The sequence below is a fragment of the Paenibacillus sp. USDA918EY genome (genome assembly GCF_009870825.1).
Classification (GTDB): domain Bacteria; phylum Bacillota; class Bacilli; order Paenibacillales; family Paenibacillaceae; genus Paenibacillus_AQ; species Paenibacillus_AQ albilobatus.
Map to the genome: position 1 here is coordinate 356,550 of NZ_WTWY01000006.1, position 14,548 is coordinate 371,097.

The window sequence follows — 14,548 nt, forward strand, 5'->3', positions numbered from 1 at the left end:
CAATGCTGGAGCAGGGTCGCCCTTCTTCCATCGGACATTACTTCTCTTCCGAGGTATTCGCCTGTTTGCTTCCGTCTTTGATCGTAACCGTGACCGGCGAATATTCCGCGGTGACCGTTTGCCCGTGAATGGACACGCTGCCCTCCGGCGAAATGTCTTTTTCGGTCATGATGCCAAGCGCGATCGTAAATTCATTGAATTTGATCGGGATTTGTTTTTCGCGGCGGATTTCTACGCCGTTCAGATAAAAGATCGCTTCGTCGTTCCCGCGGTCATACGTAATTTTGTACGTGTTGAACTCGCGCGCTTTGAAGTTGGTATCTTCCTTGAAAATACAGAAGTAGCGCGTCTTATCGGACGGCGGCACCTCTACCCCAGGGAAAGGAAGGACGGCGTAGACGCTGGCGTACTTGTCGTTTCCGGCAAAAAAGTCCAGCGCTGCGCCGGTCGTGAAATCAAGCAAATTAAGGGAAACATACCCGTCGTACAAATCGCCCGGAACCGTATTTTGCGTGCGCGCGCGGATTTGCAGCTCAAAGCTGACTTCGCCGGATTCCGGCACTTTGATCGTTTCCACGGAGTAATACATATGTTTGGCGTTGTCCAAAATTTGAATCTGGTCGTTTTGGCGGCTCAGCGGAGCGCGCACGTACAGGATGCCGTTGCGGACGATGACGACCGCATTCGGCTCGCGGTATTCCCAGAACGAACCGTCCGGCAGCGGAAATCCGCCGATTTTCCAAACCTCGCCTTCCGATAAAATGGTATGAAAATCGCCGATCACTTTTTGTTGTTCCATGAGGCTAAAACTTCCTTTCTACTTGCGGTTAGAATATTAAAAATCCGGCGGCGAAATCGCCAATAACCGATCTTGCCATCAGATGAGTCCTTGAATCACGAGGCACACGATCATAATCAGGCCGCTTAGCTGCGCCGATTTGACGGATGCGCCCATCAAAGGCAAATAAGCATGGGAGCTGTTTTGCGGCTTCAGCTTGCCGTATACCTGGTACAGCGGGATCATGGCCGGCAAAGCCAGCAGCCCGTAAACCGGAAGCGCTCCGGCAAGGACGCTGACGATCAGCATGACGGCGGCAAGGAAAAGAAGATATCTGGAAAACGCCAAAGCCCGCTTCTCGCCCCACACGACGACCAGCGTGCGTTTGCCCGCCTGACGGTCGGCCTGCCAATGCAGGAAATGGTGGTTGAACAAAATCAGCGTCGTCAAAAGTCCGATCGGCAGCGAAAGCAGCAATGCCCTCAGATCCAAATGGGAAGTCTGAACGTAATAGGCCCCCATCACCGGAAGCACGCCGAAGGAAAGCAGGATCGCGATTTCGCTGTACCCTTTTCCCCGGTAACCGAACTTCAGCGGAGGCGCCACGTAAAAGTAAGCGATCAGCCCGCCAAGGGCTCCGAAAACAAACGCCCAGATGCCGGAATAGATCGCCAGCACGATGCCGCAAACGGCCGCCAACGCAAACAACCCCCAAGTGACGGCCGCAAACTTGCGGACGCTCCACACCTGGTTGGTCAAAAACCCGGAGTTGGTCGATACGGCGTCCACGGTTTCTTTGGCTGCGGTATCCGTCCCGCTTTTGTAATCCCACAGGTCGTTGATCATGTTGGAAAACAAATGCGCCGCCGCTGCCCCGACAAGCGTAATCAGGAACAGCCAGACATTAAACACGCCGTCCCATACGAAAGCGCCAAGCGCCCCGAGTGCAACCGGGATGAGCATGACCGGCACGACGCTGAGCCGGGAAGCTTTTCGAAATTGCTTGAGCATGTTCACCGATGCTCCTTTCTTCTAAGGATACCCCTATTCTTTCGGGAATATGGATTCGGCGCAAAAACAAAGCCACCGAACAAATGATATTTTTCACAAACTTTTCCGTAAAAAGCAGCCTCTTTCAGAAAAAGAAGCCGCATGAAATCGTAGAGATTTTTCAACATCCCTCATCGAAAAAAGTTGTGTTTTCTTTCTATTTCAGCATAGCACTTTTATCGATCTTTGTCATGGAGTGTTAGATTTTGCAAAATCCGTTCCGTGTAGCCGGTGATGGCCGCGTCATAATCCGGATAATCGTATCCCAGGCTTGCGGCGACCATTTTGGAATATTTTCGAAACAGCTCATAACAGATCGACAAGGATTGCCACATGCTTGCGTAACCGTGCTCCGCATACGTGGACAGCAGCTTTTCCCAATCTTCAGGCGGAAGATAGCGGTCGATGAATTTATAGTTTTTGCCCACGCTAAAAGAGAAGCCCTTCTCTGTCCCGATCTGCCAGGACACCATGCGCAGCAAATTGGGCCGGGCAATCTCGTTCAAATGGTCGATGGCAAACAGTATTTCTTTTCGGGCCAGACCCTTGACGACGTACGTGGACACCATCCAAAATTCGTTGCAGCAATCGTCGAACTCCCTGGCGGTCGGCTTCTGGATCCAATACTGCCGGTCGCTCGCAGAAACGTCATGTTTGACGAGACCGTCCTTATCCAGCAATACTTCAACCAAACCGTCGCCGTTCTCAAAATAATCACCGGTTTCGCCCACCGGGATCAGCGTCAAGTCCAATTTAAGCCCATCCTCAAAAAGAATGATGTACGAAAACCAATTGCCGAGTTCGGGAGGGAAAAGCTCCATATCTTCCGGCTTTTGCATCATCAGGCGTTTCCCGAAGACGTTCAGCCACTCATCGCTTGCTTTAAACGAATCCATATCCGTCACGAAATACGAAATATCGAAATCCTGAAACGCATCTCGGGGGATGTTGGCGTTGGTTCGTGACCCTTCCAGCGTGACCATTCGGATCCGGGGATCATTGACGGCGAAGTCGACGAGCAAATCCATGAATTGTTGTTCGTTTCTCATTGGACGCGATACCCTCCATTGTAAATTTCTGTTTTTATTTTCATGGAAGACTATACCAATAACCATTCTACACAATCGAAAAAAAGAAAGCTATGAACGCCGCCTGGCGGCATCCATAGCTTTGCTTACAAAACCGAAGCTATTGCTTGATATTGTCCAGCGCTTTTTTCCCCAGACGTTCCAGCAGCTGCTGTTTGTACAAGCTTTCCACCTTCACGTGTTTCCCGAGGCTTTCCCAGTAACCTTCGCTGCGCGGACGCGGATCGTAATCGCTTGGCACGAGACCGGGTACCTTTGGCCCCGCATGTCCGATCGCGTAGTTTTGCGCCGTCGGCGGCTGCTGCGAAGTGAGTTCGTTTTCGGTATTCCAGGAGACGTAGTTGGCCCCGGCCCAGCCATGGCCGCTGCCCAACCAGCCGCGGTCGCGGATCGAAATCGGCGCATCGATGTTGTCGAACAGGCCGCCGACCGACCAGCGGTGATGCGGTTCGCTCGTGTTGTAGTTTTTAACCGCCTTGCCGTCCAGGAATACGTTTGGCCCTTGTACCCGGCTGTCCACGACAAACGCATGCCGCGCCGTCTCGGTATAAATCCGCTGTGCCAAATTGAGCTGCCCCATCTGATGGATCACATAACGGCGTCCGCCGGTAATGATGCTGACCATGTCGTACATTTTGCTGTCCTGCACCGTAATCCATTTGGAGTTGCGGCTCATCTGAACAAGCGAATACGACAGATGATAACCTGTCACGTCGCGCACCCAGCCGTTTTTGACGCTGTTGAAAACAACAAAACGTTCCGCGTGTTTTTCATCGGCATAATACGGGTCCGTTGTGTCATTGTCCATGACCGTATCCATGATGCTTGGATCGAAATCGCTGTCCGCGCGCATATTCTCCACGCCGACCTGCTCGATCCGGGCGCTGTCGGTGTATTTGAACATTTGCCCGCCGCCCCATTTTTGTTCGACGGCATTGGCGATAGGCGCATCCACCGTGATCGCGTTGCCGTTGATCGCCGTGATGACGCGGTCAAAATCGAGATTAAACGGCGACCACTGGGTTACGGTGCCGCCCGGACGGTTGTAAATGTAATCCATGCCGATTTCATGAATCCAGTTTTTGTCCCCGACCCGGCGCACCACGACCGTATCCCCGACCTTATAGCCGCCGGCATCATCAACGCGGAAGGTCCGCGAACCGGATGGCACGTACAGATCGGTAATCGTTCTCATCGAGCCGTTGTCGATGCTGAGACCGGTATTTTCCCCGATTTCGATCAGGTTGCGCGGATTCGCGCCCGTCCCGTAGATAAGCGTCCCTTTGTCATCCTGTCCTTCGCCCCGAAGCACGACGCCGCTCGCATTCATTTTCAGCGTGCCGCCGACCTCGTATTTCCCTTTTTTGAGCAAAACCGCTCCCCGGAAACCGTCCTTGCCGACCGGCAATCGGGACACCTCGTCGATGGCTGCCTGAATGCGGGCCGTGTCGTCCCCGTCCCCCGGCTTGACCGTCGCTTTGACCTTGACGTCCGGGATTTTCACGCCGCCGCCCATGTAGCCGACGTTCGAGAAATCGAGGATCTGATTGCCCCGGTAATCGCTCACGTACACCAGTTTGCCGTCATCGCCAAGAAATGCGATTTGGCTCTGGTCTTTTGGAATGCTCTTTTTGTCCCATACCGTAAAGTAGAAGGAGTCGTACACCGGCGGTTTGCCTGCTTGCTCCATCGTCAGCCGGATTTCATACCGGCCTTTCTGATCCGCCGTCCCCTCCGGCGTCCACTGTTTGGCTTCCCCTTTCGCCACGGCAACCGGGTCCAGCTTGGCAATGACCTTGCCGCCGTAAATCAGCTCGCCGCTCAGCGTGCCGGCCACGTTGGAGACGGTCGACACGGAAGGATAAACATCCTTCGGCTCAATCAGAGCCGGCTGGCCGATTTCGCTTTGGATATGTTGGTGGATCAGCTTGGAGTTCATCACGTATTTTTCATCCAAAAACACGTTCGGATCGTCCACCACGATCCAAAAATCGTTTGTTTTCAGCTCCTTCGTCGTCTGCACCACGCCGTGAACAAGCGCCGCTCCGACCTGGTTGGCCGTAAACGCTCCCGAAGGATCGATGCTCACGTCCTGCGTCGTGGCTGCAAACGTCTTGGCGTAAGGCGTCAGATCCACTTCTTGACCGGAATCGAGCTCGCCCTTCAGGACAAGCGTGCCTTTCTCGCCTTTATTCAAGCGAATCTCGGCATTGTTCGGGTACTCCTTTCCGCTTGCGTCCGTGAAATAAATCCTTTTCAAGCCGGCGGGGGCCGGCGCTTCCGTGCTGTTATATACCTCAAGCTCGGATAGCTGTACATTTAAATCTTTGCTCAAATTAAGATTAATCTTGATATATCTTGCTGTTACATCGTCGAACATCGCTGCCTCCGTAGCGGTCAAATCTTTATTTTTGCTGTAAGCTTGATTCCAGCTGCCGTTGTCGTCGGAGTAGAGGATTTCATAATCCTTCAAATTATCCGCCCGGTTGAGATGCATCATGACTTTGTTGAAGGTTTCCTTGGCGCCGAGATCGATCGAAATCCAGACGTTCATATCGTCCCCGCGGTCCGCGGCCAGCGGCTGCCAGACGGTCGAAGGATCGCCGTCCACGGCGTTGCCTGCTTTGCCGGAGCTGGCCTGCGCGCTTTTGCCAAGTGCCAGGTTGGTGCCTGAACCGGCCGCCGCCGACGCCTTCTCCTTCCCGCCGGACATGGCCGGAAGCATCAGCAGCAGGACCAGGAAACCGAAACCAAGCTTTTTCATCGAGCCCATCAATAAAATCCCACCTCTCTTAAATGAGGATTTTGCAAAAGTGTACTGAAGTTCTCCGCAAAATCCCGTATTTTGAAATCGCTTACATTTTAACTTGCACAGATATGAAAGGACATGTCTTTTTTATCGGTGGGCTTGTGTTTTGTTAAGGAAAATAGCCTTATGCTGCTCGATGCCAAGCATGAATTCTCCCCTGTTATCAAAATAATGCAATCTCACATTTCGAATCGGTTCATTAAACCTGAGCGGATAGGGCCACTTCACTTCCATCTTCCAATCGCTGGCAGGTTTCCCGCTGGGCAAAAGCAGTTTAAAGTCGGTGTGGGATTTGATTTTGCTAACATCGGCCGGTTCCTCGACTTCCGAAGCCGTACCGAATGAGACAGCCATGGCCAGCATGAGGTTCAGTATCAACATGTTTCGTCCCTTCGTAAAAAATGAATTATATTGACGCCAATTTATGCGATTCTCCGGCGGGCTTTGCCTCTGTTCCTGAGCCTCGTTCCTTCAAAAGGATAACTTCCCATATATAAGATTCTAAGAAAGGAGCTGGTTTATTCGCCGTTCAGCAGCTCCGCGGATCGATTTTAACCTCCAAGTAGGCTCTCCAAAACATCATCACGGAGAACCCTTTTCAATGCTTACGGTTTTCGTCTTGGCGGGATCGTACACATCCTTGTCGGCATAAGGGCTTTCCAAAACGGCTTTGATGTGATCCCCGACCCGGTATCCCTCCGCGTTTTTTACTTTTACTTCAAATCCGCTTACGTGGAGAACGCTCTTTTCGGCATCGACGCTTTCGATCCTGCCCTCGACTTCGAACCGGTTAGAATGGCTGCAGCCGGCTGCCAGCACAACGAACAGGATCAACGAAACCAACCATTTGGCCTTCATGGACTTTCGTTCCCTTCCCTAAAAAAGCTTTTGAATATAAGACAGTTCAGACCAAAAAAGGTTGCAGGCATTTGTGCGTTTTCCCACCTCGCTTATGATCGGACAATGCAAAGACATCCCTTGCTCCAAAAGTTCAACCCGTTCCTTAGCGAGACGGGACCCATGTAAAAAACGGTCCAATCGAAAAAAAGACCGGCTAGGCCGGCCCTCTCTCATGTTTTTATCCTTCGGATGTTTCCCCGCTAAGCTGCCAGGTAATGCCGAATTTGTCGCGAACCATGCCATAGGACGGGCTCCAGAACGTTTCCTGCAGCTCCATGTGAACTTGTCCGCCGTCGGAAAGTGCGTTATAAATCGATCTCAAGCGCTCCAAATCCTTCGTCATGAGGGCAATGGTCAATTGATCGCCTTGCTTGTAAGGATTCCCCGGAAACGTGTCGGAGAAGAGGAGCATCTGGCCGTCGAATTCGAGTGCCGCATGCAGGACGCGGTCTTTCGCTGCATCGGGCACCGGATGACCGAGATCCGGCTTATCGCCAAACCGTTGGACCCCCAAGTTGTTTGCTCCCAGCACCTTTTCATAAAATGCCACCGCTTCGGCGCAGTTTCCATCCAATACGATATACGGCGCGACTTTCAAGCTCATGTAACTTGTCCTCCCTTATCATGATTCGTTTTTAGTACAAGTTTCCTTACTCAGTATAACCTGTTTATTCCACGCGGATAAGGCGAACACACAAGCATTTTCAAAAAATAACGGGGTCTTTCGGTCTTTCGGTATGGCTTTTGCCTGCGTTTTCTTAGCCGATCCCCGCAAGCCGAAACGTCCCCCATCAATACCTTTAATTCGGCCGCTCCAGGGAAAAAGTTTCTCCCAGTTTGGCGTAATGGCTGCCGGCAAGCCGGCTGACCGGCTTTAGCGCCTCCGCCAGAATGCGGCCTTGATCCAGCAAGGCCTCATCGATATGAAAGCGGACGACGCGCCCGATCAGCAAATCCGCCGCCGGGGAATCCGGCGTCCCTCCCAGCGGCATCGCCTGTTCAAGGACGCATTCCATGCGTATTTTCGCTTCGGCAATGCCCGGAACGCGCACGTTGTGGCTCGGAACGGGCGTCAGCCCGGCATGCTCCAGCTCGCTTTCATCCGGCGGCAGGCTGGCCGCAGTTATGTTCAGCTTTTCTACCGAAAGTTCGTCCCCGATGTGCACGACAAACTCGCCTTCCCGTGCCGCATTTCTGGACGTATCTTTCCGCGAGCCTTGTTTTCGCTGAACCGACACCGAAATCATGGGCGGATCCGCCGTCACAATGTTGAAATAACTGAACGGCGCCGCATTGATTTTGCCGTTATCGGCCAGTGTCGTCACCCAAGCGACCGGTCTCGGGATGATGCTTCCGGTCAGCAGCTTGTAATTGTCGCGTTCGCTTTGGTTCAGCGGATCGATGGACTTCATCATTGGCGCGGCACCTCCGGCTCCCGGACTTCAAACGGCGTCAGCTTGGCTTCGATTTCTTCCCGGCGCGGTTCGAACCATTCGGGCAGCATGAGCTTTTCGCCCAAACGGGCAGGTTCTTCATCGCGCGCAAAGCCCGGCGGATCGGTCGCGATTTCAAACTGGATGCCGCCTTCCTCGCGGAAATAAAGGGCGCGAAAATATTGGCGGTCAACGATCGGCGTCGTCTGAAAGCCATGCTCCAGCACATGCTCTCTCCATAATGCATGCTCGCTGTCATCCTTCGCGCGCCAGGCGATATGATGCACCGTTCCTGCTCCGCCTGTCCCCCGCTCCACCGGGTTCGCGACAACATCGACGGTGTTGCCAAGCTCCCCAAACGATCTGAATCGAATGTATGCTCCCTCCTGGCCGATTCTTTCCAGGCCCATCACCTGCTGAAGCAGGTGGGCCGTCCGCCCGGGCTCCATGCTGTACAATACCGCGCCGCCAAAACCTTTAATCGCCCGCTCCGCAGGAATCCCGCCGAAGCTCCACGTGCTTAATGGACCTGCTTCCCGTTCCACGATTTCAAGCTGCAGACCGTCCCCGTCGCGGAAGGCAAGGTACGTCTCCGAAAATCTCGACGTCTTTTCGAACGGGATGTCAAAAGCCGCCAATCTGTTTTCCCAAAAAGCAAGCGCCCCTTTAGGAACGGCAAACGTCGTTACTCCGACCTGACCGCCGCCCACGCGTCCTTGACGCGATCTAGGCCACGGAAAAAACGTGATGATCGTACCCGGGGTTCCTTGTTCGTCTCCCAAATACAGGTGGTACACCTCCGGCGCATCAAAGTTGACCGTTTGTTTCACCAATCGCAGTCCCAGTACGCCTGCATAAAAATCGACCGTTTTCTGCGGATCCCTTACAAATGCGGTAATGTGGTGAATGCCTGCGGTTTTCATGTTCATCATCCCCAGCTCCTATTTAATAATCTTAATATTGAGATATATGAGTGAATATGTCCTTCTTCAGCAATGAACTCAAAACATTTATCTTGATTTAAAGATATTATAATTTAAGTTAGCTGTCAATAGGTGTATCCACCGAGAATAAAAAAATGTGGATCACTGTACTTCGTCAATTTACGTCATAAAAAATCGGCCGGAGCTTTATTGCTCCCGCCGATTTCATGGGATCCATTATTTAAACGGATTCCCGGGCAACGCCGGTTCCCGGATTCATCCGCCTTATTTCACATGGCCGGAGACCGTATTGCTCAGCCCGCTTTCATTGTGCAATCTGCTTACCGCCGAGACGGCATAGGTGTACTCCTGACCCGGGACGGCGCTGTAATCCATAAATGTTTGTTTCACTCCGTCCACTCTCCGAACGGTCGCGATCAGCTGCGAGGTATCGTTCGGATTGATGGAACCTTTGCGGCTGATGCGGTATACCGCGTAATAAGCCGGCTTCTGTTTCTCATTGTCCTTCCAATCGACTTCAATCATGCCTTTCTTTCCTTTGACATTGAGCAGCTTCGGTGCAGCCGGCGTTTCGTCCGGCAGCCACGGCATGGCGGGAATCAGCGCGGGACGCGAATACATCGATGCGATCTCGTCCCTGACCCCGAGCGGATTGCGAAGCACATCCGATGTGCTGAATAGGATATTGCCCGATACATTTTGGCCCTGGTCGTTATTGTATCTCAGTTGGGCGGGAAGCTGGTCGGGATTCATCCAGTTGCTTTCGCCCACGCGATAAGCCGCCTGGCCGATATACAGCTGAACAGGATGTTTGCCGGAGTTGTCGTTTTGTCCGTTGATTTCTTTGGTCCACCAATCGATCAATTTTTCGTAGGCTGCCGCCGGATTGCCGAAATGCCAATAAATTTGCGGCGCCAGGTAATCCACCCAGCCGTTTTTCATCCATGTTCTCGTGTCGGCATACAGGTCGTCGTAATTTTGCAGGCCGTTTGTTTCCGATCCGGTCGGGTCCGTCGCTTTATTGCGCCAAATGCCGAAAGGGCTGATGCCGAATTTGACGTACGGCTTGGTGCTCTTGATGGTCGCATTCAATCCTTCAACGATGTCGTTGACGTTGTCCCTGCGCCAATCGCCCAAAGACTTGGTACCTCCGCCTGCTTTATAGTCGTTGTACTGCTTGGCGTCGTCAAAAGGCTCGCTTCCCGGATACGGATAGAAATAATCGTCCATATGGATGCCGTCGACGTCGTATTTTTGGACGATTTCTTTGACTCCGTTAATGATGTATTGCTGAGCCTCCGGAATCGCGGGATTAAAGTACATTTTACCGCCGTTTTTAACGACCCAGTCCGGATGCACGCGCGCCGGATGGTTTGCCGCGAGCAAATCGGGATTGTCATGCATGCTGATCCGGTACGGATTGATCCACGCATGGAATTCGAGATTCCGTTTATGCGCTTCTTCGATCATAAATTTCAGCGGATCGTACCCGTCGCTCGGGGCTTTGCCCTGTTCCCCCGTCAACCAATGCGACCATGGGAAATAATCGGACGGGAAAAAGGAGTCGCTTGTCGGCCTGACCTGCACGAACACCGCGTTAATCCCCGTATTTTTCAATTCGTCCAGCAGCTTCACGAAATCCTTTCTTTGCTGCGCGGGATCAAACACGTTTTTCGTCGGCCAGTCGATGTTCTCTACCGTCGAAATCCATGCGCCGCGCAGTTCCCGTTTCGGGTGTGCGGCCGGATTCGTCACGACAAGGAGCTGCTGCGCCTTTTTGCCTTCCACTTCGGCCGTAATCGTTGTCGTTCCCGGCGCTTTGGCGGTGATTTGGCCTGTCGCCGGATCGATGGCCGCCACCTTTTCATTCGTGCTGCCAAAGGTGATGCCTGTTGTGATTTCCTTTTTGCCTTCGACCTTGTAGACACCGTACACTTTCGCTGCAGGCGCCTCTTCTCCGATCATCACCGAAAATACGTTTCCGATTTCGATGCTTTTCAGTTCTCCGGCTTTCACCTGAACCTTATAGCTTGCTTCATGTCCTTCATATTTGGCCGTCACTGTCGTTTCACCTACCTGTAATGCCCGAATCTGCCGCCCCGCGATCTCAGCGATGCCGCTGCCGGGCTCGATTTCAAACACGGCTTCCGCCGACACGTCGACCGGCTCTCCTCCGCCATAGACGGCAAAAGCCTTCAAGTTAGCGGTTTCGGTAAGAACGAGGGATAGCGGTCCCTCAATCAAAAGCCGGTCCGGCACGACCGGATTCTGGGATACGACCAGCCGATATACGGCGCGGTATTTATTTTGATACGTGGCTGTCAGATCGGTTTCCCCGGCAGCAAGCGCATGAATCAGACCATTTGCGTCCACCGTCGCCACCGATTCGTCGCTGCTTGCGAACGTGACGCTGCCGCTTTCCGCAGGCTTCGGATCAGCATCCCCTTTACGGGTAATCAGAACGCCGGCTTGTGCGGTATCTCCGGCCTTCAGCGGTTTGACCCCCGACCATTCAACACCAAATATATTGGTGTTCTCATAAACGAGGCTGACCTGGTCGACATAGAGCGTGCCAGCGCTTTTTGTGCCGGTCTCCACCAAATAAATATAATTGAGTTTCATCGGCTCGGCCCCATCAGGCACATCGGCAGCTACATACCGCCAGCCGTTCAACACGTCGCTGCTGTTGGTAAAATCAAGCGTAAACTGCTTGCCCAGACTGTCCTGGACCTGTCCGCGGATCCAATGCTGCTTATCTTCGCCGTACACCCAAAAGCCGATTTTTTTCGGCTTGCCCGGAAGATCGCGGCCGTCTTTACCGTCGGGATTTTTAAATCGTATGTAAGCCGCGGATGTTCCGTCATTATTGGTAAAATCGTATTTCAGCCTGCCTGCCGAAAGGCCGTATTTGACGGGGAAAGGACGTTGAACCTGGTCGAGCACCGCGGAATTCGCCCTCACGGAAGTGACCCTCACGTCATCGATGTTTTCAAAATCTTCAAATACGCTGGACCATTCGGTGCCCGCAGCCGCCATCACCGCCGGAGCCACGACATTCACTTCAACTTCCGCGGTCAGACCGTTGTACACCGCTTCGATGACGCCGGAAGCCGGCTGATCCCCTGCCGTCAGCGTCGCGCCGTTCAACGTTCCGATTCCGGGCGTGCTTTCCGATTTAATGCTCCAACCGACCTCCGACTGCGGAACATCCGCTTCGCTTCCGCCCGTGCCATACCCTTTCGCCGTGAGGGTAAGCGACGTATTCGCCTCAAGCGTGATCGGGTTTGGCGAAATTTCCAGACGTGCCGCTTCCACGTTTTTTGCGTCGGCCGTTTGGCCCTCCACGCCGGCTTCCCCGGTGTTATTCGCTTCGATGGCCGGGTTCCCGTTAGTATCCTCCTCTGCCGATGCGCCGTAAATGGAAACGGGCACACAAGTCATGAATGCGCTTACAATTAAACTTATTATGAGCATGCCGCGAAGACTTCTGCCCAACCAAGCTCCCTGGTGGTTCATCCCTGCTTTTTCTCCTCCCATAAATAAAGTTTTCTTGATACCAAAGCGCCTCAATCTTCCGACATTCGACCTCCTTTCATTATGAAAATATGTTTTAATTATATAATGCACTATAAAATTTTACTACAAAATTTAATTTACCATTTTTCGCGTTTTTTCGGAAAACCATGCCGAGGATATAGCAAAAAGCGCATAAAAGCCGCCCCATAGCGGCGATAACGCTGCTTAGGGCGGCCTTTGAAAAGGTGCATTTGCATTCAGGAGCGGATTACGTCGTAATAAAACCGCTGAATGCGATCGGTCCGATGACCGTTGCGCTCGTGCCCGGCGTTAAGTTTTCGATGGATAACGTGTAATCGTGAACGCCTGGAGTTACGTTGGCATCGGTGAACTGAACCGGAATGGAGTAATATTTCTCAAATCCGGCTTCAAAGCCCTGGCGGGAGTAGTAAATGACATTATTGTCCCGGAAGATTCGGAGCAGGACGCTTCCGGTTCCCGCGTCACCGCGGATGCCAACCAGCCCTTTCAAATCGACGAAATTCGGAACGCCGGGGACGGTTAATCTGAACGAGGCAATCCCCACTCCCGCGGGAGTAATCGGAATCGGAATGGACGCCCCGTCCGTAACCGGCGTCGGCACGCTTGCGTTATAAGCGATTAGTTGCTGTGCCATTGTTTCTATCAACTCCTTTTCGAAAGATAGTTCATTCTATGTCGGAGTGATAGAATCGGTATGGACAAGATCACCGCTGCATTTATATCATTTTTTTGATAGAGTTTGGATTAGCCGATATGAATGCTCGATGTTTAAACGTTCCCTCCGTCATCGGGGAGTTGTTTCTTAAACCTGCTGTTTCAAAATGGCCTGCACACGCCCCACCGTGCCGTCGGTCAGCCTTACTTTGATGCCTCTCGGATGATTGGGCGAGTTGGTCAGCAATCTTTGAACGATGCCTTGCGTGCGCTTGCCGGTGCGCTGGTCTTCTTTTTTTACGATTTCTACGGCCATTCCCGGTTGGATGTTGGCCCGGATCATATGCGGTTCCACGAATATCACTGCCTTTTTCTGTCTAATCTAACATGCATAACATTCCCTTTTATCATATCACAAATGCAGCCGTGGTTACGGCACTCGGAAAATGTTGGCGAACAAAGAAAAAGAAGTTTCGTTAACGATAAGAAATGACAATGAAGGAGAACCTGGAATGAATCCGTCGATCCTGCAAAAACTCAAAAACTACGCCAAAACGATAAAACAAAACATATACGTGCTTTATTTGTCTTACAAAGATGCCCGAGTGCCTTGGTACGCCAAAGCGTTTGCCGTTTGCGTCGTCGCTTACGCTTTCAGTCCGATTGACCTGATTCCGGATTTCATCCCGATTTTAGGGTATCTCGATGATTTGATTATCGTTCCCCTCGGCATCACGCTGGCGTTACGCTTGATCCCACCCCATATCATTGAAGAAAACAGGGAAAAGGCTGAAGAAATGAGGAAAAACGGAAAGCCTAAACATTACGCTGCCGCAATTTTGTTTGTATTGGTATGGATCCTGCTGGCCGTTTGGACAGGCATCCTTATCGTCGGTTTGCTTCAGTAATTTTATATCAAAAAAATTCCGCCTTTCAAAGATTCATACGTTATTCTTTGAAAGGCTCAAATCGCTTATTCCGGATCCGGATGCCAAAACCGTTTACAGCCAAAAAAATGGGAAAAGGCTCCCTTTCGGGAGCCTTTAGCCTTTAAAACACTGATATTACAGGCTTTTGAGGCCTTTTCTTACATCATGCCGCCCATGCTTTTGGGCGGTTTTTTGCTTCCCCACATTGTTACAAAGTCCGATATAATGCGGTTTTTCGTCCATTGTTTCCGTAGAATATTGTCTTCTAAAAATGCCTATGTGGGGAAATGTGTGGGGAATGTGGGGAGCTATTTCAAGTCTCTGAACGTTATTATTTCTGCCTTTAATTTTCCTGCAATCCCCTTTAGTTTATTTCTTCTATAATCACTTGTGGTCACGAATAGC

Annotated in this window: 13 protein-coding genes; 1 reads left to right on the forward strand and 12 read right to left on the reverse strand. The window is 52.0% G+C overall.

The genetic code is table 11. The features are described 5' to 3' along the window. Positions 1-37: 37 nt before the first annotated feature. The 12 genes from GQY55_RS15675 to GQY55_RS15730 all read right to left on the reverse strand — a co-directional run bounded on the left by GQY55_RS15675 (position 38) and on the right by GQY55_RS15730 (position 13,569). Complete coding sequence (locus GQY55_RS15675) at positions 38-799, reverse strand: DUF6081 family protein (RefSeq protein ID WP_160042790.1); 762 nt, start codon at positions 797-799, stop codon at positions 38-40. 78 nt (positions 800-877) lie between these two features. Beyond that, complete coding sequence (locus GQY55_RS15680) at positions 878-1,795, reverse strand: prenyltransferase (protein WP_160042791.1); 918 nt, start codon at positions 1,793-1,795, stop codon at positions 878-880. A gap of 209 nt (positions 1,796-2,004) precedes the next feature. Continuing rightward, positions 2,005-2,877 carry an aminoglycoside 6-adenylyltransferase gene (ant(6), locus tag GQY55_RS15685; protein ID WP_160042792.1) on the reverse strand — a complete coding sequence of 291 codons (873 nt, stop codon included), beginning with the start codon at positions 2,875-2,877 and terminating at the stop codon, positions 2,005-2,007. A 139-nt stretch (positions 2,878-3,016) separates the two neighbouring features. Beyond that, entirely contained in the window at positions 3,017-5,689 is a 2,673-nt protein-coding gene (locus GQY55_RS15690) for a discoidin domain-containing protein (protein WP_160042793.1), read from the reverse strand. A gap of 123 nt (positions 5,690-5,812) precedes the next feature. After that, positions 5,813-6,106 carry a hypothetical protein gene (locus tag GQY55_RS15695; RefSeq protein ID WP_160042794.1) on the reverse strand — a complete coding sequence of 98 codons (294 nt, stop codon included), beginning with the start codon at positions 6,104-6,106 and terminating at the stop codon, positions 5,813-5,815. Positions 6,107-6,307: 201 nt separating this feature from the next. Continuing rightward, complete coding sequence (locus tag GQY55_RS15700; protein ID WP_160042795.1) at positions 6,308-6,583, reverse strand: hypothetical protein; 276 nt, start codon at positions 6,581-6,583, stop codon at positions 6,308-6,310. A 220-nt stretch (positions 6,584-6,803) separates the two neighbouring features. Then, the gene (locus tag GQY55_RS15705) at positions 6,804-7,229 is read right to left on the reverse strand and encodes a VOC family protein (RefSeq protein WP_160042796.1); all 426 of its coding nucleotides are present in this window, start codon (positions 7,227-7,229) and stop codon (positions 6,804-6,806) included. A 196-nt stretch (positions 7,230-7,425) separates the two neighbouring features. After that, positions 7,426-8,037, reverse strand: a complete 612-nt coding sequence (locus tag GQY55_RS15710; protein WP_160042828.1) for a flavin reductase family protein — start codon at positions 8,035-8,037, stop codon at positions 7,426-7,428. Beyond that, a complete protein-coding gene (locus GQY55_RS15715; protein WP_160042829.1) occupies positions 8,037-8,987 on the reverse strand; it encodes a ring-cleaving dioxygenase in 951 nt (316 codons plus the stop codon). The genes GQY55_RS15710 and GQY55_RS15715 overlap by 1 nt, the downstream gene beginning before the upstream one ends. 279 nt (positions 8,988-9,266) lie before the next feature. Then, positions 9,267-12,518 carry a family 10 glycosylhydrolase gene (locus tag GQY55_RS15720; RefSeq protein WP_160042797.1) on the reverse strand — a complete coding sequence of 1,084 codons (3,252 nt, stop codon included), beginning with the start codon at positions 12,516-12,518 and terminating at the stop codon, positions 9,267-9,269. A gap of 268 nt (positions 12,519-12,786) precedes the next feature. Then, on the reverse strand, positions 12,787-13,194 hold the full coding sequence (locus tag GQY55_RS15725) for an exosporium protein C (protein WP_160042798.1): 408 nt from the start codon (positions 13,192-13,194) through the stop codon (positions 12,787-12,789). A gap of 168 nt (positions 13,195-13,362) precedes the next feature. Continuing rightward, positions 13,363-13,569, reverse strand: coding sequence for a YwbE family protein (locus tag GQY55_RS15730; protein WP_373309230.1), 207 nt, complete (start codon positions 13,567-13,569; stop codon positions 13,363-13,365). Positions 13,570-13,726: 157 nt separating this feature from the next. On the opposite strand from GQY55_RS15730, the gene GQY55_RS15735 reads away from it, so the two are divergent. Next, positions 13,727-14,122, forward strand: coding sequence for a YkvA family protein (locus tag GQY55_RS15735; protein WP_160042799.1), 396 nt, complete (start codon positions 13,727-13,729; stop codon positions 14,120-14,122). The last annotated feature ends 426 nt before the right edge of the window (positions 14,123-14,548 follow it).